General features: G+C 72.8%; 19 protein-coding genes and 1 riboswitch. Of the genes, 4 read left to right on the forward strand and 15 right to left on the reverse strand.

Annotated elements, in window-relative coordinates:
* Positions 1 to 7 precede the first annotated feature (7 nt).
* Positions 8 to 1,072 (forward strand): alkene reductase, encoded by a 1,065-nt coding sequence (locus ACIOGX_RS10475; protein WP_384766050.1) that lies wholly within the window; start codon positions 8 to 10, stop codon positions 1,070 to 1,072.
* Between the two features lie 315 nt (positions 1,073 to 1,387).
* Here the strand turns inward: ACIOGX_RS10475 and thpD are convergent, their stop codons facing one another.
* From thpD to ACIOGX_RS10500, 5 genes are all read right to left on the reverse strand, one after another.
* Positions 1,388 to 2,284 carry an ectoine hydroxylase gene (gene thpD / locus ACIOGX_RS10480; protein WP_356517264.1) on the reverse strand — a complete coding sequence of 299 codons (897 nt, stop codon included), beginning with the start codon at positions 2,282 to 2,284 and terminating at the stop codon, positions 1,388 to 1,390.
* 2 nt (positions 2,285 to 2,286) lie between these two features.
* Positions 2,287 to 2,685: an ectoine synthase gene (locus ACIOGX_RS10485; RefSeq protein WP_129769662.1), complete on the reverse strand. Its 399-nt coding sequence runs from the start codon at positions 2,683 to 2,685 to the stop codon at positions 2,287 to 2,289.
* Between the two features lie 144 nt (positions 2,686 to 2,829).
* Positions 2,830 to 4,098 (reverse strand): diaminobutyrate--2-oxoglutarate transaminase, encoded by a 1,269-nt coding sequence (gene ectB / locus ACIOGX_RS10490; RefSeq protein ID WP_129769663.1) that lies wholly within the window; start codon positions 4,096 to 4,098, stop codon positions 2,830 to 2,832.
* Between the two features lie 239 nt (positions 4,099 to 4,337).
* On the reverse strand, positions 4,338 to 4,877 hold the full coding sequence (gene ectA, locus ACIOGX_RS10495) for a diaminobutyrate acetyltransferase (protein WP_356517266.1): 540 nt from the start codon (positions 4,875 to 4,877) through the stop codon (positions 4,338 to 4,340).
* Positions 4,878 to 5,356: 479 nt separating this feature from the next.
* A complete protein-coding gene (locus ACIOGX_RS10500; RefSeq protein WP_383972358.1) occupies positions 5,357 to 6,472 on the reverse strand; it encodes a pyridoxal-phosphate-dependent aminotransferase family protein in 1,116 nt (371 codons plus the stop codon).
* Between the two features lie 226 nt (positions 6,473 to 6,698).
* Between ACIOGX_RS10500 and ACIOGX_RS10505 the strand changes: the two genes are divergently transcribed.
* Both ACIOGX_RS10505 and ACIOGX_RS10510 read left to right on the forward strand, forming a co-directional pair.
* Positions 6,699 to 7,790, forward strand: a complete 1,092-nt coding sequence (locus ACIOGX_RS10505) for an amidohydrolase family protein (RefSeq protein ID WP_356517270.1) — start codon at positions 6,699 to 6,701, stop codon at positions 7,788 to 7,790.
* Positions 7,791 to 8,144: 354 nt separating this feature from the next.
* Positions 8,145 to 9,074: an SCO1860 family LAETG-anchored protein gene (locus ACIOGX_RS10510; protein WP_356517272.1), complete on the forward strand. Its 930-nt coding sequence runs from the start codon at positions 8,145 to 8,147 to the stop codon at positions 9,072 to 9,074.
* A gap of 573 nt (positions 9,075 to 9,647) precedes the next feature.
* On the opposite strand, the gene ACIOGX_RS10515 is transcribed toward ACIOGX_RS10510, so the two are convergent.
* The 3 genes from ACIOGX_RS10515 to ACIOGX_RS10525 all read right to left on the reverse strand — a co-directional run bounded on the left by ACIOGX_RS10515 (position 9,648) and on the right by ACIOGX_RS10525 (position 12,487).
* A complete protein-coding gene (locus tag ACIOGX_RS10515; RefSeq protein ID WP_356517280.1) occupies positions 9,648 to 10,385 on the reverse strand; it encodes a dienelactone hydrolase family protein in 738 nt (245 codons plus the stop codon).
* Between the two features lie 290 nt (positions 10,386 to 10,675).
* The gene (cobC, locus tag ACIOGX_RS10520) at positions 10,676 to 11,743 is read right to left on the reverse strand and encodes an Rv2231c family pyridoxal phosphate-dependent protein CobC (protein WP_384774477.1); all 1,068 of its coding nucleotides are present in this window, start codon (positions 11,741 to 11,743) and stop codon (positions 10,676 to 10,678) included.
* Between the two features lie 342 nt (positions 11,744 to 12,085).
* Positions 12,086 to 12,487 carry a cobalamin biosynthesis protein gene (locus tag ACIOGX_RS10525; RefSeq protein WP_401911904.1) on the reverse strand — a complete coding sequence of 134 codons (402 nt, stop codon included), beginning with the start codon at positions 12,485 to 12,487 and terminating at the stop codon, positions 12,086 to 12,088.
* Positions 12,488 to 12,616: 129 nt separating this feature from the next.
* On the opposite strand from ACIOGX_RS10525, the gene ACIOGX_RS10530 reads away from it, so the two are divergent.
* Positions 12,617 to 13,363, forward strand: coding sequence for a ZIP family metal transporter (locus ACIOGX_RS10530; RefSeq protein WP_356517284.1), 747 nt, complete (start codon positions 12,617 to 12,619; stop codon positions 13,361 to 13,363).
* 77 nt (positions 13,364 to 13,440) lie between these two features.
* Here ACIOGX_RS10530 and ACIOGX_RS10535 read toward each other — a convergent pair whose 3' ends face one another.
* The 7 genes from ACIOGX_RS10535 to ACIOGX_RS10565 all read right to left on the reverse strand — a co-directional run bounded on the left by ACIOGX_RS10535 (position 13,441) and on the right by ACIOGX_RS10565 (position 22,175).
* On the reverse strand, positions 13,441 to 14,856 hold the full coding sequence (locus tag ACIOGX_RS10535) for a cobyrinate a,c-diamide synthase (RefSeq protein ID WP_401911907.1): 1,416 nt from the start codon (positions 14,854 to 14,856) through the stop codon (positions 13,441 to 13,443).
* A 7-nt stretch (positions 14,857 to 14,863) separates the two neighbouring features.
* Entirely contained in the window at positions 14,864 to 15,463 is a 600-nt protein-coding gene (gene cobO / locus ACIOGX_RS10540; protein WP_356517288.1) for a cob(I)yrinic acid a,c-diamide adenosyltransferase, read from the reverse strand.
* Positions 15,463 to 17,586 (reverse strand): putative cobaltochelatase, encoded by a 2,124-nt coding sequence (locus tag ACIOGX_RS10545; protein WP_401911910.1) that lies wholly within the window; start codon positions 17,584 to 17,586, stop codon positions 15,463 to 15,465. Before ACIOGX_RS10545 ends, cobO begins: the two co-directional genes overlap by 1 nt.
* Before the next feature lie 28 nt (positions 17,587 to 17,614).
* On the reverse strand, positions 17,615 to 19,192 hold the full coding sequence (locus ACIOGX_RS10550) for a cobyric acid synthase (protein WP_401911913.1): 1,578 nt from the start codon (positions 19,190 to 19,192) through the stop codon (positions 17,615 to 17,617).
* Entirely contained in the window at positions 19,189 to 20,217 is a 1,029-nt protein-coding gene (locus ACIOGX_RS10555) for a cobalamin biosynthesis protein (RefSeq protein WP_401911916.1), read from the reverse strand. Before ACIOGX_RS10555 ends, ACIOGX_RS10550 begins: the two co-directional genes overlap by 4 nt.
* Before the next feature lie 32 nt (positions 20,218 to 20,249).
* A riboswitch (cobalamin riboswitch) is annotated at positions 20,250 to 20,393 on the reverse strand.
* A 256-nt stretch (positions 20,394 to 20,649) separates the two neighbouring features.
* Complete coding sequence (locus tag ACIOGX_RS10560; protein WP_356517296.1) at positions 20,650 to 20,877, reverse strand: hypothetical protein; 228 nt, start codon at positions 20,875 to 20,877, stop codon at positions 20,650 to 20,652.
* A 14-nt stretch (positions 20,878 to 20,891) separates the two neighbouring features.
* Positions 20,892 to 22,175, reverse strand: coding sequence for an inorganic phosphate transporter (locus ACIOGX_RS10565; RefSeq protein WP_356517298.1), 1,284 nt, complete (start codon positions 22,173 to 22,175; stop codon positions 20,892 to 20,894).
* Between the last annotated feature and the right edge of the window lie 153 nt (positions 22,176 to 22,328).

Here is a 22,328-nt window from a genome sequence, read left to right on the forward strand (position 1 = left end):
AGCCCCCATGACCACCGCGTTCGACCCGATCGACCTGTCGGGTACGCAGCTCACCAACCGCATCGCCATGGCTCCGATGACCCGCAGCCGCGCCTTCGGCCCCGGTCACTCGCCCACCGACTCGACGGTGGAGTACTACGCGCAGCGCGCCTCGGCGGGTCTGATCATCACCGAGGGCACCCAGCCCTCCGTGGTCGGTCAGGGCTACCCCGACACCCCTGGACTGCACAGCGCGGAGCAGATCGCGGCCTGGCGCAAGGTCACCGACGCCGTACACGCCAAGGGCGGCAAGATCTTCGCGCAGATCATGCACGCGGGCCGGATCGGCCACCCGGTCCTGCTGCCCGACGGCCTGGTCCCGGTGGGCGTCTCCGCCGTCGCCGCGCCGGGGCAGGTCTTCACACACGACGGCCCCAAGGACTTCATCGCCCCGCGCGAGCTGACCTCCGACGAAGTACGGGAGACGATCGCGGACTTCGCCTCGGCGGCCCGCAACGCGGTCGAGGCCGGCTTCGACGGGGTCGAGCTGCACGGCGCCAACGGCTATCTGATCCATCAGTTCCTGGCCCCCAACTCCAATCTGCGCACCGACGAGTGGGGCGGCTCCGACGAGGCCCGTATCCGCTTCGCGGTCGAGGTGACCCGTGCGGTCGCGGCGGAGATCGGGGCCGAGCGGACCGCGATCCGGATCTCGCCCGGCAACCCGTACAACGGGGTGTCGGAGCCCGACCCGGAGCCCGTGTACACCGAGCTGGTCAAGCAGTTGGAGCCGATCGGCCTCGCCTATCTGCATCTGATCGAGAACAACCGTGAACTGACCGTCGCGCTGCGCAAGCTGTTCTCGGGGACGCTCATCCTCAACGCGGCGACCGAGGGCTTCACCGGCGCCGGCGAGCTGGCGCTGATCGAGGACGGCACCGCGGATCTGCTCTCCTTCGGGGCGCTCTTCCTCGCCAACCCCGATCTGCCGGCCCGGCTCAAGGCGGGCGGCCCGTACAACGCCCCCGACCCGGCGTCCTTCTTCGGCGGCGACGACAAGGGCTACATCGACTACCCGGCCCTGGAGAGCTGACCCGGACCGGCCGAGGAGAAGGGGGGGGGGGGGGGGGGGGGGGGGGGGGCGCCCCCCCCCCCCGCGGCGGGGGGGGGGGGGGGGGGGGGGGGGGGGTGGGGGGGGGGGGGGGGGGGGGGGGGGGGGGGCGCGGGGGGGCGGGGGGCGGGGCGGGGGGGGTACGCCGCCCCCCCCCCCCCCCCCCCGCCCCCCCCCCCCCCCCCCCCCCCCCCCCCCCCCCCCGGCCGCGGCCCCCCCCCCCCCCCCCCGCGGCGCGGGGGGGGGGGGGGCCCCCCCCCCCCCCCCCCCCCCCCCGCCCCTGCCCCGCTGGTGGTGTCAGCGCACCGGGGTGAAGTCTCTGGCCCCGATGAAGTCCGGCCGCGGCACCGGCGCCGCGAACGGCCGCACCGCCGCGTTCTCCACGCTGTTGAACACGAGGAAGACATTGCTGCGCGGGTACGGCGTGATGTTGTCGCCCGAGCCGTGCATGCAGTTGCAGTCGAACCAGGTCGCCGAACCGGCCTTGCCCGTGAAGAGCTTGATGCCGTGCTGGTCGGCCAGGGCCGTCAGCGCCTCGTGCGAGGGCGTGCCGGCGTCCTGCATCTTCAGCGACTGCTTGTAGTTGTCCTGCGGGGTCTCGCCCGCGCAGCCCAGGAAGGACTTGTGCGACCCGGGCATGATCATCAGCCCGCCGTTGGTGTCGAAGTTCTCGGTCAGCGCGATGGAGACCGAGACGGTCCGCATGTTCGGCAGACCGTCCTCCGCGTGCCAGGTCTCGAAGTCCGAGTGCCAGTAGAAGCCCGAGGCGCCGAAGCCCGGCTTGACGTTGATCCGGGACTGGTGCACATAGACGTCGGAGCCGAGGATCTGTCGCGCACGGCCCACCACCCGCTCGTCGCGCACGAGTCCGGCGAAGATCTCGCTCATGCGGTGGATCTCGAAGACGGACCGTACGTCCTGGGACTTGGGCTCGATGATCGAGCGCTCGTCCGCCCGTACCGCCGGGTCGGTGATCAGCCGCTCCAGCTCGGCGCGGTAGAGCGCGACCTCGTCCGGGCCGATCAGCTGCTCGACCGAGAGGAAGCCGTCCTGCTCGAAGCGTCCGAGATCGGCCGGCGTGATCGGTCCCGGCGCGTCGGGTGCGGACCAGACGACGGGGTCCTGCCGCGGGGTGGTCACCTCGCCGAGGCCGCGCGTGGGATACAGATCGGTCCGTACGGGGGTGGTGGTCATGGTCAGCCCTCCTCTGTCAGCAGCGGGTAGACACCGTTCTCGTCGTGGTCCTCCCGCCCGGTCACCGGTGGATTGAAGACACAGACGCAGCGGAAGTCGGTCTTCGGGCGGAGCGTGTGGTGCTCATGGCCGTTCAGCAGATACATGGTGCCGGGGGCGATCCAGTGGGTCTCACCGGTCTCGTCGTTGGTGAGCTCGGCCTCGCCCTCGACGCACAGCACGGCCTCGATGTGGTTGGCGTACCACATCGAGGTCTCCGTGCCCGCGTACAGGACGGTCTCGTGGAGGGAGAAGCCGACCTTCTCCTTGGCGAGCACGATGCGCTTGCTCTCCCAGGTGCCCGAGGCCGACTTCACATGGCGGTCGGTGTTCTCGATGTCCTTGAACGATCGGACGATCACGGTGCCTTGACGCCTTTCTTCTCTGCGGTCGCTCTCTGTGCGCTTTCTCGTGTGGTGCACCGATTGTCTCCGGTGCACCGAATGTCAGGTGGTGGTATGCCGAGTGTCGGACGGCGGGTGCCGGACGCGGTGGCGCCGCGCGGGTCAGGCGGTTTCGCGTACGGCGCGTTCCACCGTGCGCAGCCCCTCGTCCAGTTCCTCCGCGGTGATGGTCAGCGGCGGCAGCAGCTTGACCACCTCGCTCTGCGGGCCCGAGGTCTCCAGCAGCAGCCCCAGCTCGAAGGCGCGGGCGCACACGGCGGACGCGCGGCCCTTGTCCTCGAACTCCATGCCCCAGACCAGACCGCGGCCCCGGACGTCGGGGACGTCGCCGCTGCTCTCGGCGCGGATCGCCAGCAGCGCCCGCTCCACCTGTTCACCGCGGGCGATGGTCTGCTTCTCCATCTGGCCGTCGGCCCAGTAGGTGTTCAGCGCGGCGGCGGCGGTGACGAACGCCGGGTTGTTGCCCCGGAAGGTGCCGTTGTGCTCGCCGGGCTCCCAGACGTCCAGCTCCGGGGTGAACAGGCACAGCGACATGGGAAGCCCGTACCCGCTGATGGACTTCGAAAGCGTGACGATGTCCGGTGTGATGCCCGCCTCCTCGAACGAGAAGAAGGCGCCGGTACGGCCACAGCCCATCTGGATGTCGTCGACGATCAGCAGCATGTCCTGGCGGTGGCAGAGATCGGCCAGCGCCCGCAGCCACTCGGGCCTGGCGACATTGATGCCGCCCTCGCCCTGGATGGTCTCGACGATGACGGCGGCGGGCTTGTTCAGCCCGGAGCCCTGGTCCTCCAGCAGCCGCTCGAACCAGAGGAAGTCGGGGGTCTGGCCGTCCAGGTAGTGGTCGAACGGCATCGGGGTGCCGTGCACCAGCGGGATACCGGCCCCGGCGCGCTTGAACGCGTTGCCGGTCACGGCGAGCGAGCCCAGCGACATTCCGTGGAAGGCGTTGGTGAAGGAGACGATCGACTCGCGGCCCTTCACCTTGCGGGCCAGCTTGAGGGCGGCCTCGACGGCGTTCGTGCCGGTGGGCCCGGGGAACATGACCTTGTACGGCAGATCGCGCGGCCGGAGCACCACGTTCTGGAAGGACTCCAGGAAGGCGCGTTTCGCGGTCGTCGCCATGTCGAGACCGTGGGTGATGCCGTCACGCTCGATGTAGTCGATCAGCGCGCGTTTCAGCACCGGGTTGTTGTGGCCGTAGTTGAGTGAGCCGGCGCCGGCGAAGAAGTCGAGGTAGCCATGACCGTCCTCGTCGGTGAGGCGGGCGCCCTGCGCGCGGTCGAACACGGCGGGCCAGCCGCGGCAGTAGCTGCGTACCTCGGATTCGAGGGTCTCGAAAACGCTCAGTGCGGGCGGGGTGATGGTCACGGGGGTCTCCTGCCGATGGGGGTGTGCGGGTGGAGGGACGAGAGCGGGAGTGTGCTCGGGGCTCGGGCGCTCGTGCGCGGTGTGCGCGCCGTACGCGACGTGACGCGGCTCAGCACGCTTCCGTGCGTTGCGGCGCGGCGTGGCACGTATGTGAGGGACGTGTGTCACCTGTGGCGCGGCGCGGGCGTACCCGGGCGTGGCGGCGCCGGAGCCCTCGGCGGGCTCCCGCGCGGGCCTGCTCAGGGCGAGAGCGGGCCGATGCGGTAGAGCACCTCCGGCTGATGCACCCCGTCGGGGAACAGTCCGCCGTCGAAGAGGACCTCGCGCTCGAGCGTCGCGCCGTGACGTGCGGCGTACGCGGTGAACAGCCGGTCCGAGGCGGTGTTGTCCGGGGTCACGGTCGTCTCCACGGCCGTGATGCCCCGCTCCTCGGTGACCCGGGCGGTCAGCTCGTCGAGCAGGGTGCCGGCGAGGCCGCGTCCGCGGTGGCTCGCGTCGACGGCCACCTGCCAGACGACCAGCGCCTCGGGGCGCTCCGGCCGTACGTACCCCGTGACGAAGGCGATCGGGGATCCTCCCTCGTCACGGGCGACGAGGGAGGTGGCGGCGAAGTCACGACACCAGAGCAGGTAGCTGTACGAGGAGTTGAGGTCCAGGACCTCGGAGTCGCGGGCGATGCGCCAGATCGCGGCTCCGTCCTCCACTCGTGGGGCGTCGGTCGTGAAGGATCGGGGAATTTCGCTTCGGGCGCCTGCAAGGTCTGCTTGTGCGGCGGTCATACGGATTGAATTTACCCAGCAAATTCAAAAGATGCATCTTGGCCAGGGGTTGGGTGAACCGCCGGTCTGTGTTATCGCGCGGGCATGTGGCACCAGGTGCGCCGGCCGGGAATCGGGGTAAAATGTAGCACTATGGTGGGGCGAAACGGGCGGATTTGTGGAGTCGGTCACATATCCGTAACGCTCGGGAGACCGCTCGGAATCATCCCGGGGGCCCTGATGAAATCTTGGCGTTTAGGGCAGGAAAATGGGGGCAGACGAATACGGGAAGCTGCACGGAATAAAGCGTCTTCCCGTATTCGATAATTAATGCCCTCTTCAATTTATGGATACCGCGGCCACATATGAGGCCGGATTCGATCCGGGGAAGCCGCAGTACCGGGGACCGGCGGCGGCACGGCCCTGGGGCGGGTGCCCTGGGGCGGGTGTGCCGTCCGGTGTGTGCCGTCAGGTTGTGCCCGTCCAGACGGTGTGCCCGTCTAGACGGCGGTCCGGCGCGTCCACGCCTCGTCGGCCGCCCGCACCGCCGCTTCGGTGTCCACCGCGCCGCCGGAGCCGTCGAGCGCCGCGCCCAGCGCCAGCAGCGAGGACCGCACCGCGGCCGGGGTCGCGTCGGCGCCGTAGTGGTTGACGCGGATCAGCTCCGCGGCGAGCGCCCCGCCGCCCGCGATCAGCGGCAGCGCCGGATCGGCGGCCAGCGCCTTCGCCACCACGCCCGCGGCGTCCACCCCGGCCGGGGTCCTGAGCGTCGTGGCCACCGGAGCGGCCTCGGCGGCCTCGTGGACGAACGGCGTCAGACCGCCGCCCAGCGCCAGCGCGCCCGCGCGGGTGGCCGCGGCCGCCGAGGCGTGCCGGGCCATGACCGTCTCCGGGCCGGCCGCCTCGATGCGCTCCACGCACGCCTCCAGCGCCAGCATCTCCAGCTGGGCCGGGGCGTGCGGCAGCGCGCGGCGGTCGCCGTCGATCCAGCGCTCCTTCCAGTCGAGGAGCGAGAGGTACGAGCGGCGCGGGGCCCGCGGATTGGCGGCGAACCGCTCCCAGGCGCGCTCGCTCACGGACACCGCCGACACCCCGGCGGGACCGCCCATCGCCTTCTGCGCGCCGATCACGCACAGATCCACTCCCCAGGCGTCGGTGAGCAGCGGCTCGGCGGCCACCGACGCCACGGCGTCCAGCATGAACAGCGCGCCATGGGCCCGTACCACCTCGCCGATCTCCGCGACCGGGTTGGTGTTGCCGGTCGCGGCCTCCGCGTGCACCAGCGAGACGAAGTCGATCTCGGGACGCGCGGCCAGCGCCCGCTCGATGGCCTCCGCGGTCACGGCCGTGTGGAACGGCACCTCCAGGTCCACGACCACCGCGCCGCAGTCGCGCAGCCAGTTCCCGAAGGTCTGCCCGTACGGTCCCGTCACGACGTTGAGCGCGGTGGAACCGGGGCCCGCGCCGCCGCGGATGCAGCCCTCCAGCGGCAGCAGGGCCTCGCCCTGCATGATCACGACATCGTTCTCGGTGGCGAGGAGCGAGGCCACGCGGCGTTCGATGGCGGCGAAGTGCGCGGCGGTCAGCGGAGGCAGGTCCAGCAGCGGGTGTGTCACGGCGGTGCTCTCTTCGGTGGGTCGGTCGGGCTTCGGTGGGTCGGTCGGTCGGGCGGTTCGGTCCGGTTCGGTCCGGTTCGGGGGTTCGGTCGGTCGGGCGGGTGGTCCGGGGCATCGGTCCGGGGTGCCGTTCCGGGGGCATCGGACACGGGGGTACGGGCCCGGGGCCGGACCGTTGTGCGAACCCCCCGGTCGAGGGTACTCACGCCCTCGTACAGTGCTGCTCATGAGTGATCACACGGTGCTGCGGGTGAAGGGGCGGGTGCTCGTCGGCCCCGAGGAGGCCAGGGACGAACTGTGGGTCGTGGACGGCCGGATCACGTACGACCGGCCGGCCGGCGCCCGCGATGTCCGTACGGTCGAGGGCTGGGCGCTGCCGGGACTGGTGGACGCCCACTGCCATGTCGGCCTCGACCATCACGGCGCGGTCGACGAGGCGACCAGCGAGAAGCAGGCGCTCGACGAGCGCGAGGCGGGAGCCCTGCTGCTCAGGGACGCCGGATCGCCCGTGGACACCCACTGGATCGATGACCGGGAGGATCTGCCGAAGATCATCCGGGCCGGCCGCCATATCGCCAGGACCCGCCGCTACATCCGCAACTACGCCCACGAGATCGAGCCGGAGGACCTGGTCGCGTATGTGGCACGGGAGGCACGCCGCGGCGACGGCTGGGTGAAGCTCGTCGGTGACTGGATCGACCGCGACGCGGGCGATCTGACGGCCTGCTGGCCGCGCGCCGAGGTCGAGGAGGCCATCGCCGAGGCGCACCGGCTCGGGGCCAGGGTCACCGCGCACTGCTTCGCCGAGGCCGCCCTCCGCGATCTCGTCGAGGCGGGCATCGACTGCGTCGAGCACGCGACGGGGCTCACCGAGAACACCATCCCGCTCTTCGCGGAACGTGGCGTCGCGATCGTCCCGACGCTGGTCAACATCGCCACGTTCCCGCGGCTCGCGGCGGGCGGACAGGACAAGTTCCCGCGCTGGTCGGCGCATATGAACCGGCTGTACGAGCGCCGCTACGACACCGTGCGCGCGGCGTACGACGCGGGCGTCCCGGTCTTCGTCGGCACGGACGCGGGCGGCGGTCTGGCCCACGGTCTGGTGGCGGGCGAGGTCGAGGAGCTGACGAAGGCCGGGATCCCGCCGCTGGAGGCGCTCTCGGCGACCACCTGGGGTGCGCGCGAGTGGCTGGGCCGTCCGTCGCTGGAGGAGGGCGCTCCGGGGGATCTCGTGGTGTACGGCGAGGACCCGCGCGCGGACGTACGGGTCCTGGCGGCGCCGCGGCGGATCGTCCTGAACGGGCGGATCGTCGGCTGACCCACCCGGGCGCGGTGACGGCCGGGCGACGACCGGTCAGGGCCGGGCGGCGCCCGGTTGACGTGGGGCGTGACGTGGGACGTTCGGGGTCGTTGAACTCCCTCACCCGTACCCGGCCGGGGCGACGGGTCCACCACTCCGGCACCCTGACGCGCCGTCACCCTTGGGGCCCGCGGAACGCATGTGCCACAAGAATCGAATATGAACCCGGAAACCCCACTTTGGAGTGAACTCACCCCAGGTGTCTGCCGGTTCACTCTCCGTGCGTAAAGATTCCGGTGTCTCGGTCGCCACCGCCCCGTGTCCCCGTTGGGCGGGCCGGCGACACCAAATCTCTTGTGGGGGTTCCACATCTTGAACAGCAACACCTTCCGCATGCCCGCACGCCGCGCCGCCGCCCTGACGGCCGCCGCCGCACTGACGGCGGGCCCCCTGCTCCTCGCCGCTCCGGCGCGGGCCACCGAGGGCACGGACGACGGACGGGCGACCGCGGTCGTGCTCAGGGCCGGTCTCGACGTGTCCCTGCTCAACAAGACCCTCAACGTGCCTCTGCGGGCCGCCCTGAACGAGGTGTCGGCGCCCGCGAGCGCGGACAAGACGACGCTGAGCGTCCAGCTGGACGGGGTCGACCAGGGCAGGGCCTTCACCGTGCTGCGCGCCGACGTGGCCACCGCGAGGGCGACCGCCGACGCGCGCAAGGCGGAGGGATACAGCAACCTCGCCCACGCCAAGGTGCATGTGCCCGGACTGCCGCTGCTCTCGCTCATCGAGATCCAGGAGGTCACCTCCAAGGCGGTCTGCGCGGCCGGGAAGCGGCCGGTCGCGGAGTCGGAGCTGCTCGGCCAGGTGACCGTGCTCGGCAAGCGGGTCACGCTCTCCGCGGGCGGTCCCACCCGCGTCGAGGTCCCGGGCGTGGGCGAGGTGACACTCGATCTGTCCAAGACGCACACCACGTCCCGTACGGCCGCGGCCAGCGCGCTGGAACTGCGGGTGTCGATCAACCCGCTCAAGCTGAATGTCGCCGAGGTCGAGGGCACCGTCACGCTCGCCGGGGCCACCTGCGAGTCGCCGAAGGCACCCGCGGCCACGCCGACGCCGGAACCGGAGGAGTCCGCGCCCGCGAAGGCCGACACGAAGCCGCAGACCGTGGCGGAGCCGGCCGAGGAGAACCTCGCGGAGACGGGCGGCAACTCCATGACGCCGTACCTGGCGGGCGGCGCGGTGGCGCTGCTCGGGGCGGGCGGCGGAGCGCTGCTGCTGGCGAGGGCCGCGCGCCGACGCTGACCCGCTCCTGCCCGCTGACGCCATGTCAGGGCGGGCCCGGGGGCGGTCCGGGGGGCCGGAAGCGGGAGGCGCTTCCGGCCCCTTCGGGCCACCGACAGGCGGGCCGGTGCCTGGGCGCTGTCCGAGCGCCCGGGTGGCGGCCCGCACCGGTCCCGTGAGTTTCAGAAGGCCGGTACTGTCCGCCCACTGGTCCACGCTGCCCGTCAGCGGCCGTCCCCGCAGCTCCGGATCCGTGACCGTCGCCGACAGCGCCCGCGCGAACCGTTCGGCGTGCAGCACCCGGAACGGCCGGCTGTGATAGCTCCGGCACGCCGGATCCACCGGTTCGGCGAGCCCGGACTCGTTCTGGAGCGCGCCCACCGTCTCGTACGCCTCGCACAGCCCGCGTTCCCGCTCCGGGTACTCCGTCGCCGCCAGCGCGCTCCGCAGCGACGACAGCAGGCTGCCGGCCACGGCCAGCTGCCCGAACGCGCTGCCCAGCCACGTGCCGTACGGCGCGTACCGCCGCTCCAGGAGCGGACACACCCGCATGCGCGACGCCGACCAGTCCTGGCGCCGGCATGTTTGCCTGGGTCATGCCCCCAGGTCCTCCGTCACGGGCAGGCACTCGGCGAGCAGGTCGACGACGTCGCGCCAGGCTCGCTGCGCGTGCTGTGGGTGGTAGCCGACACCGGGGACCACGGGGTGGTCGACCGGCGGGTGGTGGAAGGCGTGCAAGGCGCCGCCATAGACCGCGAGGCGCCAGTCGACGCCTGCGGCCTGCATCTCGGCGGTGAAAGCGTTTCGTTGTGCGGGCGGCATGATCGGGTCTTCCGATCCGACCCCGGCCCACACCGGGCAGCGGATGCGCGCTGCCTCGCCCGGTCGGCCCGTGGTAGTTGCGTTGACTGTCCCGATCGCGCGCAGGTTGACGCCGCCTCGCCCGAGTTCCAGCGCGATGGCGCCCCCGGTGCCGTAGCCGATGGCGGCGATCCGGTCGGGGTCGGTCCGGGGCTCGGTGCGCAACTCGTCGAGTGCCGCGTGGCCGATGCGCCGCATCCGGTCGGGATCAGCGAGCAGCGGCATGCAACGGGCCAGCATCTCCTCGGGATCACCCACATAGCGCCCGCCGTGAAGGTCGAAGGCCAGCGCTACATATCCCAGCTCGGCGAGAGCATCGGCCCGGCGGCGCTCGACGTCGCTGAGCCCCATGCCCTCTGGTCCGAGCAGTACCGCAGGCCGGCGGTCGACACCGGCCGGGAGCGCGAGGTGCCCGATCATCGTCAAACCGTCGGCCGGGTACTCGACCGTACGCGTCGTAATCGTCGTCATGTGGCGGGACTGTAGTGATCGTGGAGCCCGGTCCGGCCGCTGTTCTGCCGCTGGCAGACAGCGTAGGTGTCCCTCTGAAATACGGGACGGGCCCGGCGCTCAGGGCTTCGAGATCATGCCGTTGCCCCTTTGGCGCGTATCTCGGTCACACCCCTGGAACGGTGGTGAGCCCGGTACCGAGGATGGGAAACGGTGGATTTCTCCCGCTGGACTCCGGGCATCCGGAGTCCAGCGGCGCGGATCTGCGGAGACGGTGCGTCAGGGCGGCCCTGAGCCGGCCACCGTCCGCGTCAGCCGACCGCCGTCAGCGCCTGGTCCAGCGCTTGGAGGAAACGGTTCGTCGTGGCCCGGTCGCGGACCGCGAGCCGCAGCCAGTCGCGGTCGAGCCCCGGGAAGGTGTCGCCGCGCCGGGCGGCGAAGCCCAGCGTGCGGAGCCTGGCCCGTACCGCGTCCGCGCGCTTCACCCGTATCAGCACGAACGGGCCCTCCGCCGCCTCCACCGTCCGCACCTCGTCGAACTCCGCGAGCCCGGCCAGCAGATGCGCGCGCTCCACCGCGATCCGGCACGCCGCCTGCTCCGCCTCCGCCAGCGCGGCGGGGGACATGCACGCCTCCGCCGCCGCCAGCGCGGGCGTCGAGACCGGCCACAGCGGCTGCGCGCGCTCCAGCGCCGTGACCGTGCCCGGCTCGGCCAGGACATAGCCGATCCGCAGGCCCGCCAGGCCCCAGGTCTTGGTGAGGCTGCGCAGCACGACGAGCCCCGGCACGTCCATACGCCCGGCCAGCCCCTCCGGCTCGCCCGGCACCGCGTCCATGAACGCCTCGTCCACCACCAGCGTCCGGCCGGGACGGGCCAGCTTCGCTATCGCCTCGGCCGGGTGGAGCACGGACGTCGGGTTGGTCGGATTCCCGAGGATCACCAGATCCGCCTCGTCGGGCACGGCCTCGGGGTCCAGCCGGAAGCCGTCCTCCGGGCGCAGCAGCACCCGCCGCACCTCGTGTCCCGCGTCCCGCAGCGCCGCCTCCGGTTCGGTGAACTGCGGATGGACGACCACGGGCCGACGGGCCGGCAGCGCACGGGCCAGCAGCACGAACGCCTCCGCCGCCCCCGCCGTCAGCAGTGTCCGCTCGACCGGCAGTCCGTGCCGCGCCGCGACCGCCGCGCGGGCCGCCCGCCCGTCCGGGTAGGCGGCGAGCCCGGTCAGCGAGTCGGCGATGCGCGCGCGCAGCCACTCCGGGGGAGTGCCCGTACGGACATTGACCGCGAGATCGATCAGTCCCGCGGCGCCGTCCCGTACCTCCGCGTCGCCGTGATGGCGCAGATCGTGGCTGTCAGCGCGCGTAGACACGGCAGTCACGGGGGTCGTCGCCGGATATGGCGTCCGGCGTGTGCGACGGGGCCGACGACGGCCGGGGAAACGACAGCCAGGGAAGCGATCGCGATCCCCGCCGCGGGGACGTCACTCCCCGGCTGTTCTCGATGGGCTGGACGACGCGGATCACCGGGCTCCTTTCCCTTGCTCCCGCCACCGGACTCCCCGGGGCGTCACCACACGGTCCGCGCTCTGCCGCGAGCCCGCTGCTCTCTGTCTGACTGTCTGCCTGCGTGCCTGCGTGCCTGATCGCCTGTCTGTTTGCTCTCTGCTTCTGCCTGTCCGGCTGTCCGCTTTCCGCCTGTCCGCCTACTGCCGACACCGACATCATTTCCGCCCAGGCCGGTTCCACTCCGACTGGCTTCTATCCGCCACGGCACACGTGACCGACGCGGGTCCGGCGCCGGTGCCCGACTTCCGTTTCGGTACGAGCAGTTCGCCCCCGCCCGCGAGCGCCGCCGCCTCGGCGACGGACGGTGTCCCCAGCGCCACCAGCGGTGCCCCGGACGGATTCGGTACGGCGATCCCGGCCAGCAGCGCGGCCGGGTACCCCCGCAGAGGGACGCCGAGCCGCGCCGCGGCCCCGGCGATCCCCGCCTCGCCCGTCCTGCTCTCGGCCGTGGCCAGCTCGACGACGGCGCGCGGCGAGAGTCCGGCGTCGCGCAGCGTGGTCCCGATCAGCCCGAGCACCTCCGCCACGGACACGCCGGAGCGCGCGCCGACGCCCACGACAAGCGCCGGCTCCGGCGCGCGCCCCGGCCCCGGCTCCCGCCCCGGACGTTCCGGGCTCCGCCCCCGGTGTCCCGGCGCGCGCTCCGGATGTGCGAAGTGCCGGTCCGATCCGCTATGCAAGGGCCCATGGCGGTGTTCGTCGCGCTCGGCGCGTTCCTCATGACGCTGTTCGGCGGGTGGACGGCGCAGCGCGTCACCGACCGCCGCCATCTCGTACTGGGCCTGGCCGGTGGGCTCATGCTCGGCGTGGTCGGACTGGATCTGCTGCCCGAGGCGATGCACGCCGCGAGCGGCGAGATCCTCGGGGTGCCCCAGGCACTGCTGCTGTTCGTGGGCGGCTTTCTCGTAGCCCACCTGGTGGAACGTTTGCTCGCCGTCCGCCGCGCGTCCCACGGCGGCGACCCGCACGGCTCCGGCCCCCCTGCCGGTGAGCGGGTACCCCAGGTGGGGCTGACCGCGGCGGCGGCCATGGTGGGCCACAGCCTGATGGACGGCATCGCGCTCGGCGCGGCCTTCCAGGTCGGCGGCGGCATGGGCACCGCCGTCGCGCTCGCCGTCATCGCCCATGACTTCGCCGACGGCTTCAACACGTACACGATCACCAGCCTGTACGGGAACGACCGGCGCCGAGCGATCACGATGCTCGTCGCGGACGCCATCGCGCCCGTACTCGGCGCCGCGTCCACCCTGCTGTTCACCCTCCCGGCAGAAGCGCTCGGCAGCTACCTCGGCTTCTTCGCCGGCGTCCTGCTCTATCTCGCCGCCGCCGAGATCCTGCCCGAGGCGCACCACGACCACCCCGCGCGTTCCACGCTGCTCTGCACGGTCCTCGGCGTGGGCTTCATCTGGGTGGTGGTCGGCGTCGCCGACTGACCCAGCGCACCCAGCGCACCCGGGACACCCCGGACACCCAGTACACCCGGAGCGCGCGCTCCCCGCCGGCCCGTCCGTCACGCCGTACATCTCTCCACGAACCGCCGCGCCAGCTCCGGCGCCGCCGCCCAGTGCGTATGCAGATAGCTCGCGTGCACGCCCCCCTGTACGAACCCCTCCACCCTGCGCTCCGGATGCACCACGCCCCACGCCGGAGCCGCCCCGGCGCCCGGCTCCAGCACCGTCCGGTGGAACTCATGCCCGCGTACGCGCGTACCGGCCCGCGCCAGCGCGCTGTCGCCGACCGCCACCGCCTCCCGGTAGCCCAGCGTCAGCCGTCCCGACATCCGCGCGTCGGCCGCCAGCACCCCGCACATCGGCGCCCCGTCCAGGGAGCGCGCCAGATACAGCAGCCCGGCGCACTCGGCGGCCACCGGAGCGCCGGAGTACGCCAGCTCCGCCACGGCCTTGCGCAGCGGCTCATTGGCCGACAGCTCCGGCGCGTACACCTCGGGGAACCCGCCGCCGATCACCAGACCCCGGGTGCCCGCCGGGAGTTCCTCGTCGCGCAGCGGATCGAACGGGACGACGTCCGCGCCCGCCACCGCCAGCAGCTCGGTGTGCTCCGCGTACGAGAAGGTGAAGGCGGACCCGCCGGCCACCGCGATCACCGGCCGGCCCGCGCCCGCCACGGGGGCGACCGGCTCGACCGCCGGCTCCCACGGCGTCACATCGAGCGCCGGCGCACTGCGCGCGAGCGCCAGCAGCGCCTCCAGATCGCATCCCGCCCGCACCCGCGCGGCCAGCTCGCGCATCGACCCGACCGCCTCCGCGCGCCGCTCGGCGACCGGCACCAGACCCAGATGGCGCGAGGGCGCGGTGACCCCGTCGGCGCGCCGCAGCACGCCCATGACCGGCACGCCCGACTCGTCCAGCGCCTCGCACAGCAGCCGTTCGTGCCGGTCGGTGGCGACCTTGTTGAGGATCACCCCGCCGATCCGTACCTCCGGATCCCAGGAGGCGAAGCCGTGCACCAGCGCCGCCACCGAACGCGACTGCGACGAGGCGTCCACCACCAGGACCACCGGCGCGCGCAGCAGCTTCGACACCTGGGCGGTGGAGGCCAGTTCGCCCTGGCCCGACGCGCCGTCGTAGAGCCCCATCACGCCCTCGACGACCGCCAGGTCACAGCCCGCCGCGCCATGCGCGAACAGCGGCCCGATCAGACCGGGACCGCACATGTACGCGTCGAGATTGCGGCCCGGCCGGACGCGCGCGGCGGCTCCCGGGGCGCCGACCGGTCCCGGGGCGCCCGACGCCCCCGGGGAGACGGCCAGCGCGTGATACCCCGGATCGATGTAGTCGGGCCCGACCTTGTGCGGGGACACGGCCAGACCGCGTTCCGAGAAGGCCGCCATCAGCCCCGTCGCGACCGTGGTCTTGCCGCTCCCGGAGGAGGGCGCGGCGATGACCAGGCGCGGGACGTTCACCATGGGACGTTCACCACTCGATACCTCTCTGGCCCTTCTGGCCCGCGTCCATCGGATGCTTGACCTTCGTCATCTCCGTCACGAGATCCGCGAAGTCCATCAGCTTCCCGGGGGCGTTGCGCCCGGTGATCACCACATGCTGGGTGCCGGGGCGTTCGCGCAGCACCTCGATCACCTCGTCGGTGTCCACCCACCCCCAGTGCAGCGGATAGGCGAACTCGTCCAGCACGTACAGCCTGTGCGTCTCGGCCGCCAGATCGCGCTTGACCTGCTCCCAGCCCTCGCGCGCCGCCTCCTCGTTGGAGTACTGCGCGTCGCGCTGCACCCAGGACCAGCCCTCGCCCATCTTGTGCCAGGCGACAGGACCGCCCTCGCCGCTCGCCCCCAGCACCTTCAGCGCCCGCTCCTCGCCGACCTTCCACTTCGCGGACTTCACGAACTGGAACACCCCGACCGGCCACCCCTGCGTCCAGGCGCGCAGCGCGAGCCCGAAGGCCGCCGTCGACTTGCCCTTGCCGGTGCCGGTGTGGACGAGGACGAGCGGGCGGTTGCGGCGCTGACGGGTGGTGAGCCCGTCGTCCGGTACGGATTCCGGCTGTCCCTGTGGCATTAAGCGGCCCTCCTGGGTCGTCCGTTGTGTGCCCGCGCCTGCTGTACATCCCGCTGTACGTCCCTGACCAGGCCCGCGATGCTGTCCGCGCGCAGCTCGTCGAGCGTGATGGCCGTACCCTCCAGATCCGCGGCGAGCGACGCGGCCAGACCGAGCCGTACCGGACCCGACTCGCAGTCCACGACCACCGAGGCCGTCCCCTCCGAAGCGTGCAGCCGCGCCGCGCGCGCGGCCAGCGCCACCGGATCCGCGCCGTCCGCCGTCCGCGCGCCGGTCGCCCGGCCGTCCGTCACCACGAGCAGCAGCGGACGCCGCGCCGGGTCCCGCATCCGCTCCACCCGCAGCACGTCATGCGCCTTGAGCAGCCCGGCGGCGAGCGGCGTACGCCCGCCCGTCGGCAGCGACTCCAGCCGGGCCGCCGCCGCGTCCACCGACGAGGTGGGCGGCAGCGCGACCTCCGCCTCCTTGCCCCGGAAGGTGATCAGACCGACCTTGTCCCGCCGCTGGTAGGCGTCCAGCAGCAGTGAGAGCACCGCGCCCTTCACCGCGCTCATCCGCCGCCTGGCCGCCATCGAGCCCGACGCGTCGACCACGAACAGCACGAGATTCCCCTCGCGCCCCTCCCGGGTCGCCTGCCGCAGATCGTCCCTGCGCACCACCAGACCGGGACCGCTGCGCCCGCGCGCCCGCTGGTGCGGGGCCGCCGCCTGTACGGTCGCCGCCAGATGCAGCTTGGTGAGCGCGCCCCTGGGCTGCCGGGACCCGGTCGTCCTGCCGTGTTCGGTACGGGCCCGGGAGCGCCGCCCGGCCGCGCCCTCGCCCAGACCCGGCACGCTCAGCGTCTTCGTACGGAACGGTTCGGCGGCCCGTACCGCGGACTGCTCACCCGCCCCGGCGCGGCCCGGCTGCCCCTGGGGTCCCGGCTCCGCCTCCGCGGGCGTGTCGTCCCGCGCCTCCGGGTCGTGCTCGACGGGCGTGTCGTCCTGCCCGGACCCGGACTCGTGCGGCGTGTCGGGGGCTCCGGACCCCTCGGGACCGGACTGCGGCGGGATGCCACCGCCGCCACCGGGCCCGTCAGGACCCGGGTCGTCGTCCCCGCCGTCGCCGTCCTCCCCCTTGAACTCGTCCAGCGTGTCGTCGAGCTTGTCCTCGTCGAGCCCCGGCGCGTCGAAGGGGTTACGGCGCCGCCGGTGCGGCAGCGCCAGCAGCGCGGCCTGGCGTACGTCCTCGGCGAGCACGTCCGTACGCCCCGCCCACGCGGCCAGCGCCGTCGCGGTCCGCGCCATCACGATGTCCGCCCGCATCCCGTCCACCTCGAACGCGGCGCAGGTCGCGGCTATCCGGAGCAGCGCCGCGTCGCCGAGGCGCACCTCGGACAGCAGCGCCCGCGCGGCGACGATCCGGTCCCGCAGCGCGGTCTCCTCCCCGGCCCAGCGCGCCGCGAACCCGGCCGGATCGTCGTCGAACGCCAGCCGCCGCCGTACGACCTCCACCCGCTGCTCCGGCTCGCGCGAGGCCGCGACCTCCACGGTCAGCCCGAACCGGTCGAGCAACTGCGGTCGCAGCTCGCCCTCCTCGGGGTTCATCGTCCCGACGAGCAGGAAGCGCGCCGCGTGCCGTACGGAGACGCCCTCGCGCTCGACGTACGAGGCACCCATGGCGGCGGCGTCCAGCAGCAGGTCGACCAGGTGGTCATGGAGGAGGTTGACCTCGTCGACGTAGAGCACCCCGCGGTGCGCGTCGGCGAGCAGGCCGGGTTCGAAAGCCTTCACGCCCTCGGACAGCGCCCGTTCGATGTCCAGCGCGCCCACGAGCCGGTCCTCCGAGGCGCCCACGGGCAGCTCGACCATCCGGGCGGGCCTGGACGCGCCGGGAGCCGTCTCGTGCGGCCCGTCGGGGCACCGCGGATCGGGCGCTTCGGGATCGCAGCTGAACCGGCATCCCGCGACGACCGGCACCTCCGGCAGCAGCGCCGAAAGGGCGCGTACGGCCGTGGACTTGGCGGTGCCCTTCTCACCCCGCACGAGCACACCGCCCACGGCGGGGCTCACCGCGTTGAGCAACAGGGCGAGCCGCAGATCGTCCATTCCCACCACGGCGGTGAACGGAAAGGGGGTGCTCATATGCTGATCGCTCCTTCGAAGATGGTCGTCATGGCGCTCCCGGCGGAATGAAGGGCAGCCCCGGGGGCGCGCCCTCCTCGATCAGGCGCATCAGCGCGTCCGTGTCCGCGTGCTCCTCGATGAGGTCACCGAGCAGGTCGAGCTGTTCCTCCCGCAACGCGCCGAAGCTCGTGCCGGGCGCGGGGACGAAACGCCGGCCCGCGGTCCGCGCCACCTCCGTCAGGAACCGCCGCCGGAACGCGTCGCTCTCCAGCGCCCCGTGCCAGTGCGTGCCCGTGACCGCCCCCACCCGGCAGCCGTCCAGCGCCCGCCCGTCCGCGTCGGAGACGAAGGCGTCGCCTCCGCGTACGTCGGCGACGCCGTGATGGATCTCGTACCCCTCCACCGTCTCGCCGAGGGCCAGGCCCACCGGCCTGGCCAGGGTCTTCTCGCGGGCGAACCGCACCCGTACGGGCAGCAGTCCGAGGCCGGGCACCGCGCCCGCCCGGGACTCCACCTCGTCGTCGATGTGCTCGCCCAGGAGCTGGTAGCCGCCGCAGATCCCCAGTACGGGACGGCTCTCGGCGGCCCGCCGCGCGAGCGCGCCGGCGAGCCCGCGCTCGCGCAGCCACGCCAGCGCCCTGACCGTGCCGCGCGTGCCGGGCACCACCACGAGATCGGCGTCGGCCAGCTCCTCCGGCCGGTCCACGAACCGCACGACGACCCCCGGCTCCGCCGCCAGCGCGTCCACATCGGTGAAGTTGGACATCAGCGGTACGGCGCAGACCGCGACCCGCAGCACGTCCTCGCCGTACGGGGGAGCCGCGGGCGACTCGCGTACGGCGCCGCGCATCGAGACGCGCAGCCCGTCCTCCTCGTCGATGCCCAGACCGTGCCGATACGGCAGTACGCCGAGCGTGGACCGCCCCGTGAGCCCGCGGAGCATCTCCAGGCCCGGTTCGAGCAGCGAGACGTCGCCCCGGAACTTGTTGACCAGATAGCCCGCGATCAGCTCCTGGTCCTCGGGGGACAGCAGCGCGGTCGTCCCGAAGAACGAGGCGAAGACGCCGCCCCGGTCGATGTCCCCGACGACCACCACCGGCAGCCGCGCGGCCCGCGCGATGCCCATGTTCACGATGTCGGTACGGCGCAGATTGATCTCGGCGGGACTGCCGGCCCCTTCGCAGATCACGGCGTCATAGGTGTCGCGCAGCCGCTCCAGGCAATCCAGGACGGGACCGAGCAGGGCTTCCCGCCCCTGGTGCGGCTTCCCGGGGGACGCCCCTTGGGAGGTCCCGAAGAAACCCCTGGCGCTCATTTCCCCCACCGGCCGCCCCATCAGCACCACTTGGCTGCTGCGGTCGCCGCCGGGCTTCAGCAGGACCGGGTTCATCAGCGCCGTCGGTTCGATCCGGGCGGCCTGGGCCTGCATCGCCTGGGCCCGGCCGATCTCCGCGCCCTCGCGCGTCACGAACGAGTTCAGCGACATGTTCTGCCCCTTGAAGGGCGCGACCTTCACGCCACGGCGCACCAGCCAGCGGCAGATCCCCGCCGTGACCACGCTCTTGCCCGCGTCGGAGGTCGTGCCGGCTATCAGCAGCCCCCCGCCGCGCCCGCCCCCGCTCATCCGCGCCCCCTTCGCCCGGCCCCGCGGCGCAGCGCGCGCTGGGCGAGTCCGTACCCGAAACGGCCCGCCACACAGACCGCGAGGGCGGCCCCGGTCACCCGGCGCGACAGCCGTACGGCCCGCTCGATGTCCGCCGTCCCGACCGGCCGGCCCTCGCCGTTCAGCACCGGCCTGTGCTCCACCCGCCCGCCGTACGCGAGCGTCCCGCCCAGCCGTACGCCCAGCGCGCCGGCGAACGACGCCTCCACGGGGCCCGCGTTGGGGCTCGGATGCTTACGGGCGTCCCGCCGTACCGCCCGCAGGGCCGCGCCGGGATCGCCGCCGACTCCGCCGGCCAGCGCACCGGCGAGTACGGCGGTCAGCCGGGCGCCCGGCCGGCCCACGACATCGTCGAGCCGGGCCGAGGCCCAGCCGAACCTGCGGTACCGGGGCGAGAGATGACCCACCATCGCGTCCAGCGTGTTCACGGCACGGAATCCGGCGAGCCCCGGCACCCCCGCCACCGCCCCCCACACCAGCGCGCCGACGACCGCGTCGGAGGTGTTCTCGGCGACCGACTCCACCACGGCGCGCGCGATCTGCTGTCCGTCGAGCGCCTGCGGGTCGCGGCCGCACAGATGCGGCAGCCGCTCCCTGGCCCGTTCGATGTCCCCGGCGGTGAGCGCCGCGCCGATGGCCCGTGCCTCCCGTCCCAGGGAGGTGCCACCGACCACGGCCCAGGTGGTGGCGGCGGTCAGCGCCACGGACGCGGTGCGGTGGTCGCGTACGCCCCGGGCGGCCAGCGCCGCGATTCCGGCGGCGCCTCCGGCGCACACCACGGTGTGCAGTGCGCCCCATCCCCGGTGGTCGCGCCACAGCCTGCGCTCGACGGCCGTCGCCGCCCGGCCGAACGCGGCGACGGGATGGCCCCGGCGCGGATCGCCGAACAGCAGATCGCCCAGGAGGCCCACGGCGGCGCCGTAGGCGAAAGCACGCTCGGCGGGCCGACCCCGGCCGCGCACGACGGCCGAACGGCGGCCAGACATGGCGAAATGTCCTCACTCAGGGTCCGCGCCCCGGCTCGACGTGATGCGGCGGCGAGAGTTCCTGGCTCCTGGAGACGTGGCTCGCAGTGACAGTGGCGGGACCGCGCCGGATTCGCACCGGCTTCCTCTTCTGCCGTCGTCAATGGCCCCGGAAGTCCACCACGCAGCGCAAACACCCGTCAACTCATCCCTGACCAGCGACGGGACAGTGTGCCGAGCCCCACACGCCACCCCCGCCCCACGAGCACCGAAGAACCGGCCCGGCGCGTGAACCGGCCCGGCGCGTGAACCGGCGTGGCGCGTGAACCGGCCCGGCGCGTGAACCGGCGTGGCACATGAACCGGCGTGGCACATGAACCGGCCCCGGCGCGTGACGGACGCGCCGGGGCCGGCCCGGGTCGAGGTGGCGCGGCCGTTCCGGCCGCCCGGCGGTCAGGCGACGATCAGATAGATCCCGTACGCGACGGCCGCCACGCAGAGCGCGAAGCAGGTGTACGCGCCCGCGCGGGCCAGTGCCACGGATCCAGTGGCCCCCTGCGCGCTCGCCGACTCCTGCTTGGCGAGGCCCACGATGCCGAGGGTGAACAGGCCCACGAGGGCGACGGTGGCCACGAGGCTGACACCGAAGACGGAACCGAGTGCTGCCCAGTCGATGTTCATGCGGTTTCTCTTCCTTACACCGTGGCGGTTCGCGCGGGCTCGCCCGCGGCGTCCGTGGAGCCAGGGGCCGGGATGGTGGTCGACAGTTCCTGCGCGGCACCGGTCGTGGGCGGCGGGGTGACGGCCGCGATGGCGGCGGTGACGACGCCCGCGGGCTCGGTGGTCCCGGCGCCTTCCGTCGCGCCGGCGGCTCCGGCCTCGTTCTCGTTCACGTTGGTGTGGTCGACCGGCCGGCGGCGCGAGGCGAGCCAGATCGCCCCGGAGATCGCGACCAGCAGGACGGCGACGACCGCGACGCCCCAGGTGCCCTGGCCGGTGAGGAACTCGGCCCCGGCGGCGACCAGGCCCGCGGCGGGCAGGGTCAGCCCCCAGGCGATGAACATCCGGCTGGCGGTCGACCAGCGGACCACACCGCCCTTGCGGCCGAGGCCCGCGCCCATCACGGCGCCGGAGCAGGACTGGGTGGTGGAGAGCGAGAAGCCCAGGTGCGAGGAGGCCAGGATGACGGTCGCGGCGCTGGTCTGGGCGGCGAAGCCCTGCTGCGGCCGGAGATCGGTGAGGCCGGTGCCCATGGTGCGGATGATGCGCCAGCCGCCGAGATACGTACCGAGCGCGATCGCCACTCCGGCGGAGACGATGACCCACATCGGCGGGTTGGAGCCGGGGGCGAGGACGCCGCCGGTGACCAGCGCGAGGGTGATGACGCCCATGGTCTTCTGCGCGTCGTTGGTGCCGTGCGCGAGGGAGACGAGACCGGCGGAGGCGATCTGTCCGGCGCGGTAGCCCTTGGCGGTCGCCTTGTCGTCCGTACGGCGGCCGATGCGGTACGTCAGCCGCGTCGCGAGCAGCGCCGCGAGACCGGCGACGACCGGCGCGGCGAGCGCGGGGATCAGCACCTTCGTGATGACGACGCCGCCGTTGACCCCCGAGGCGCCGACCGACATCAGGGTGGCGCCGATCAGGCCGCCGAAGAGTGCGTGGGAGGAGCTCGACGGAAGGCCGAGCAGCCAGGTGAAGAGATTCCACAGGATGGCGCCGACGAGCGCCGCGAAGATCACTTCTGTTCTGATGCCCTGTTCGTTGATGAGTCCGCCGGAGATCGTCTTGGCGACCTCCACGGACAGGAACGCGCCGACAAGATTCAGGACGGCGGACATGCCCACCGCGATCTTGGGCTTCAGAGCGCCGGTCGAGATGGTCGTCGCCATCGCGTTCGCGGTGTCGTGGAAGCCGTTCGTGAAATCGAACACGAGAGCCGTCACGATCACGATCGCGAGCAGCAGCGTGATGTGTTCCATTGACCCAGGACCCAGGCAATCTTTTGACGTCAGTGGCCTCGGTGAACGTAGGGAGTCAGAGTGAACGGAAGATGAACTGGGCTCGTCTTTGTGGTGTCCCCATGTGTGGAGAAATCGCCCGCCTGTTCTGCTGGCGTGCCCTGGGCCCCATTG

Origin of the sequence: Streptomyces sp. NPDC088147 (assembly GCF_044741565.1) — a bacterium.
Classification (GTDB): Bacteria; Actinomycetota; Actinomycetes; order Streptomycetales; family Streptomycetaceae; genus Streptomyces.

What these genes read in the sequence shown, in the direction of transcription:
- ACIOGX_RS10475 (WP_384766050.1), top strand. Translation starts at nt 8, where the DNA reads ATGACCACCGCGTTCGACCCGATCGACCTGTCGGGTACGCAGCTCACC.
- thpD (WP_356517264.1), bottom strand. Translation starts at nt 2,284, where the DNA reads ATGACCACCACCCCCGTACGGACCGATCTGTATCCCACGCGCGGCCTC.
- ectA (WP_356517266.1), bottom strand. Translation starts at nt 4,877, where the DNA reads ATGACCGCCGCACAAGCAGACCTTGCAGGCGCCCGAAGCGAAATTCCC.
- ACIOGX_RS10505 (WP_356517270.1), top strand. Translation starts at nt 6,699, where the DNA reads ATGAGTGATCACACGGTGCTGCGGGTGAAGGGGCGGGTGCTCGTCGGC.
- ACIOGX_RS10515 (WP_356517280.1), bottom strand. Translation starts at nt 10,385, where the DNA reads ATGACGACGATTACGACGCGTACGGTCGAGTACCCGGCCGACGGTTTG.
- ACIOGX_RS10530 (WP_356517284.1), top strand. Translation starts at nt 12,617, where the DNA reads ATGGCGGTGTTCGTCGCGCTCGGCGCGTTCCTCATGACGCTGTTCGGC.
- ACIOGX_RS10535 (WP_401911907.1), bottom strand. Translation starts at nt 14,856, where the DNA reads ATGGTGAACGTCCCGCGCCTGGTCATCGCCGCGCCCTCCTCCGGGAGC.
- cobO (WP_356517288.1), bottom strand. Translation starts at nt 15,463, where the DNA reads ATGCCACAGGGACAGCCGGAATCCGTACCGGACGACGGGCTCACCACC.
- ACIOGX_RS10545 (WP_401911910.1), bottom strand. Translation starts at nt 17,586, where the DNA reads ATGAGCACCCCCTTTCCGTTCACCGCCGTGGTGGGAATGGACGATCTG.
- ACIOGX_RS10550 (WP_401911913.1), bottom strand. Translation starts at nt 19,192, where the DNA reads ATGAGCGGGGGCGGGCGCGGCGGGGGGCTGCTGATAGCCGGCACGACC.
- ACIOGX_RS10555 (WP_401911916.1), bottom strand. Translation starts at nt 20,217, where the DNA reads ATGTCTGGCCGCCGTTCGGCCGTCGTGCGCGGCCGGGGTCGGCCCGCC.
- ACIOGX_RS10560 (WP_356517296.1), bottom strand. Translation starts at nt 20,877, where the DNA reads ATGAACATCGACTGGGCAGCACTCGGTTCCGTCTTCGGTGTCAGCCTC.
- ACIOGX_RS10565 (WP_356517298.1), bottom strand. Translation starts at nt 22,175, where the DNA reads ATGGAACACATCACGCTGCTGCTCGCGATCGTGATCGTGACGGCTCTC.